The sequence below is a fragment of the Moorena sp. SIO2C4 genome (assembly GCF_010672485.1).
Classification (GTDB): domain Bacteria; phylum Cyanobacteriota; class Cyanobacteriia; order Cyanobacteriales; family Coleofasciculaceae; genus Moorena; species Moorena producens.
In genome coordinates this window covers 1-3,946 of sequence record NZ_JAAHGN010000718.1, presented here as the reverse complement: position 1 = coordinate 3,946, position 3,946 = coordinate 1, and the positions used below count along the sequence as shown (strand labels likewise).

The window sequence follows — 3,946 nt, the reverse complement described above, 5'->3', positions numbered from 1 at the left end:
GCAGCCAATAAGGAAGCTCTGTTGAGCCTAGTGCAAGAGTTTATCCAAACTATTACTCATCCTATTCGTAGACACACTAAAGATTATCTACCAGTAGCTCAGCAACTCTATCAGTGGATGATTGAGCCATTGGAACCATACCTTAAAACTCAAGGTATCGATAATCTAATTTTTTGCCTAGGTGGAGGGTTACGCCACCTGCCCTTTGCTGCCTTACATGATGGCCAAGAGTTTCTGGTCGAAAAGTATAGCTTAGCCCTGATTCCGGCCTTCAAATTAACAGATACCGTTTATAGTGATCTGAAAAATTCCGATGTTTTGGCTATGGGGGCATCAGAATTTAATGAACACAATTCCTTACCTGCTGTGCCGGTAGAGTTATCTGTTATCACCCAATATCCCTGGCAAGGAAAATCTTTCCTCAATAAAGATTTTACCCTAACTAATCTACAGTGGCAACTGGGATATCATAAGAATTTTCAAATCCTGCACCTGGCAACTCATTCAGACTTCCAGGCGGGAAAACCAAACAAGTCTTATATTCAGTTTTGGAATAGTAAACTGACTTTATATACATTCGCTGAATTACGTTGGCACTCACCAGCGGTAGAATTATTGGTGCTGAGTGCTTGTCAAACTGCCATCGGGGATAAAGAAGCTGAGCTAGGCTTTGCGGGATTAGCAGTTCGCGCCAATGTCAAGTCAGCAGTCGCTAGTTTATGGTATGTCAGCGATGGTGGAACCTTAGTGCTGATGAGTGAATTTTATCGGTCTCTTAAAACTGTACCAATTAAGGCTGAAGCCTTGCGACAAGCTCAGATTGGGATGTTGAAACAAAAGGTAAGTTTGGCTAGTGTTACTGATCGACCAAATGTATCCTTGCCTCCAGAATTAGCATCTCTCAACTACGAAGATTTATCCCATCCCTATTATTGGGCGGCTTTTACAGTAGTTGGTAATCCTTGGTAAAACCCTGCTCTTCTTTAAGCCATCAGCCATCATCTATCAGCTATCAGCTATCAGCTGAGCACTGACAACTAACCACTGACTGCTGACTGCTGACCGCTGATGGCTAACGCTACTACAACCAATTCCCTACCATAATATAAGGAGCCCAGTAATAAGGATGTTCATAGTTTGGGTCTTGTAAAATTGATTTTTGGGCGCGATTGAGGGCTTCAGCTTTTGAGATTGATTTGTCAGTAAGTTCCTGGTAAAATCGATTCATTAACACAGCTGTGGCTTCATCATCCACTAGCCAAATAGTAGCAAGAGTACTACGTGCTCCTGCTTCTATCGCTACACCAGCTATACCCAGAGCCGCTCTCTTGTCCCCAGTTGCTGTTTGGCATGCACTCAGCACCAGTAATTCGATCGGAGTGGATTGGCGTAGGTCTGTTGTTTGCAGTAAGTCCTTCAACTCATTAACATTTATCTTACTATCCCAGGTCAGAATGAACGTCTTCTCAGCTTCAGAGCTAAATTCACCATGGGAGGCGATGTGTACTACTGGGAAAGGAGCTGCTTCAACAGAATTTTCAAAGTTGGTTTCAGTAAAGTCCTGATTGAGTAAGATTTCACTAGGAACTTGAGCCTTAATTTTCTCTAGCTCTACTTCTACAAATGGCAAAGGATTATATCCCTGACGGGATTCAGATAACCCAGCCGTTAGGACTTTGATATCTTCCCTGACTAAGCGCTGGGGATTCATTAAATCTAGTCCAGGGGTTAGCGCTATACTATACTTCTCGACTAAATACTGCTTACCGTCGTGAAGTGCTGCCATCGGAATATTGCGCAAGGCTCCATCAAGAACAAATACTAGGGTGTCTACTTGAGAGTTAGCTAAATCCTCTTCAATCGGTCGGATTATCCAATTGTATACCTGCTGCGACATTGGGAAAAATTTCCGTCGATGAAGCTGGGGTAGGAAGTGACGCAGGTCTTCCAGAGTAGATTCAATTTGGTCTTGGGGAAGCTCTGTTCTATAGTGGCGCAGTGGTTGTTGGGGTAAGCGGATAATAATATCCACGCTTTCTGGTAGTATGATAGGATAAATTAATGCTGCTTTAGTATCAACTTGGTCGATGACTTGATCAATCACTACAGGAGTAGCATTTAAGCAGGCTGAGCGAAAATAGTTATCTAGTTCGGCTAACTGTAGTGACTCAATGATCTCACGAGCTTTTTCCAAGTTGTCGGGATTGGCTTCATTCCTGTCTGATTGCAGCAGTAATTGCACGAATTCTCGATAAACTGGCTCTACACTCTCTCGAAATGTAAACCTGACCTGTTGGTTAACAGCTACTAGGTCACTGCGTAGAGACTTGAGGGTGTTAACAGCTTCTGTGTAAGCTGCGATCGCATTTTCCTCTTCTCCAAGCCCTGTCGAAATACGTCCCAGTTGCCATTGCCAGCGATAGCTAATATCCGGAGCATTGACTTCCTGAGCTAGCTTTAAGGCTTGTTGAGTCAGGTCTTCAGACTCTGGCAACTGCTGATTCTGCTCATACAGTTGACCTAGAGTACCAATAGCATAAGCTTCAGCTCGCTTATCTCCTAATCCTTTAGCCTGTTGTGCCCCAGTAGCTAGGATTTTAGCAATTTCATAAGAAGGAGCAACCGCAATCTTAACCGAAGGCTGAAGTCTCTTGGCTGAAATCTCAAAATTTCCTTCATCCTTGATACTTCTAAGTTCATCCTTCATTAGGCTTTGAGCAAAATTAATCCTCAGATAGATACTGCGGCGGCTCAGAGGTAAGGATTCTAGTTGGGGCAGGATTTGAGGGATTAGTGCTTGGGCTTGCTTTATCCTTTTATTATCAATCAATAAGCTAAGTTGATTTAATTGGGCTTCAAGCTTAGTTATTTGATCCGTAGACTGATCGAATGCTTGTTGATAGTAGTCAATAGCTTCTTCTAATTCTTGCTGAGTCTCGGCTGTATCCCCTGAGCTAAGCTGAGCCCGGGCTGTATTGCCTAAGCTAAATAATATAGCGCTAATCTCCTGAGAGTATGGTAAGCTTCGGGCAATCTCTAAGCTTTTTTCTAAGGTTTCCCGGGATTGGCTCAGCTCTCCTACTAATTGACGCATATTCCCAAGCGATCGCAACAATATCGCTTTATTCAAAGAGTCAGGTTGAGCAATTAACGATTCCTCGACCTGATTGAGTAGATTCAACGCCCGCTTATACATTCCTAAGTCTTGTAGGGCTTGCGCTATATTAATCCGACTGCGAATCTGACCAGCTTCATCCCCTAATTCACCATAAGTTACCGCAGCTTGCTCCCAACTTTCCATTGCTGCTTTTGCTTCTGATGAACCAAGCTCAATACTTCCTTTTATCATTAGGGATTGCGCCATCACTTGTAAGTATGCTGTAGAATTATCAGTCGGTTTTATAGAGCGCAATAGTTTTTCACTATTAGCGATCGCATTCTTGGCTTGAGTCCATAACCCCAGTTGCTGATAAGCCAACGAGAGATTACTCAACACCATCGCTTCTGATAGCTGATCTCCCTTACTTTGATTACTCTCAAGAGCTTGTTCTAAAACATCTACTGCTTCGGCAAATCTACCTGAATCGTAGAGACCTTGCCCCTGTTTAAGTAACGTGGAAACTGTCAGGTTAGCCTGTTCAAGGTTCTTAGGTTGTTCGCGTAGCGTGGCCGAAAGGCCAAAGTTAGCAGGTTGAAAGTTAGCAGGTTTTTCCCGTAGCGTGGCCGAAAGGTCAAGATTAGCAGCTTTAAGGTGATCAGGTTTAAGGTTAGTAGCTTTAAGAGCAATATACCCTTCAACCTTCAACCTTTCCACTTTCAAAGTTTGTGGGACTGTCGCTAAAACCGGAGGGACTAAATTGCACAGTAACGCTGTTAATATAGCAATTAGAGGTAACCTTATCCACCGCCTTATCCTCAACCCTAAGGATTTTCGATTTACTCTCGC

At 43.3% G+C, this 3,946-nt stretch carries 2 protein-coding genes; one reads left to right on the top strand and one right to left on the bottom strand.

Features of this window, described 5'->3' with window-relative positions; all coding sequences use genetic code 11:
* The coding region (locus F6K20_RS27790; protein WP_287296833.1) for a CHAT domain-containing protein at window positions 1-969 on the top strand (969 nt) is incomplete at its 5' end.
* A 112-nt stretch (window positions 970-1,081) separates the two neighbouring features.
* Here the strand turns inward: F6K20_RS27790 and F6K20_RS27785 are convergent.
* Entirely contained in the window at window positions 1,082-3,814 is a 2,733-nt protein-coding gene (locus F6K20_RS27785) for a CHAT domain-containing protein (protein ID WP_287296831.1), read from the bottom strand.
* Window positions 3,815-3,946 lie beyond the last annotated feature (132 nt).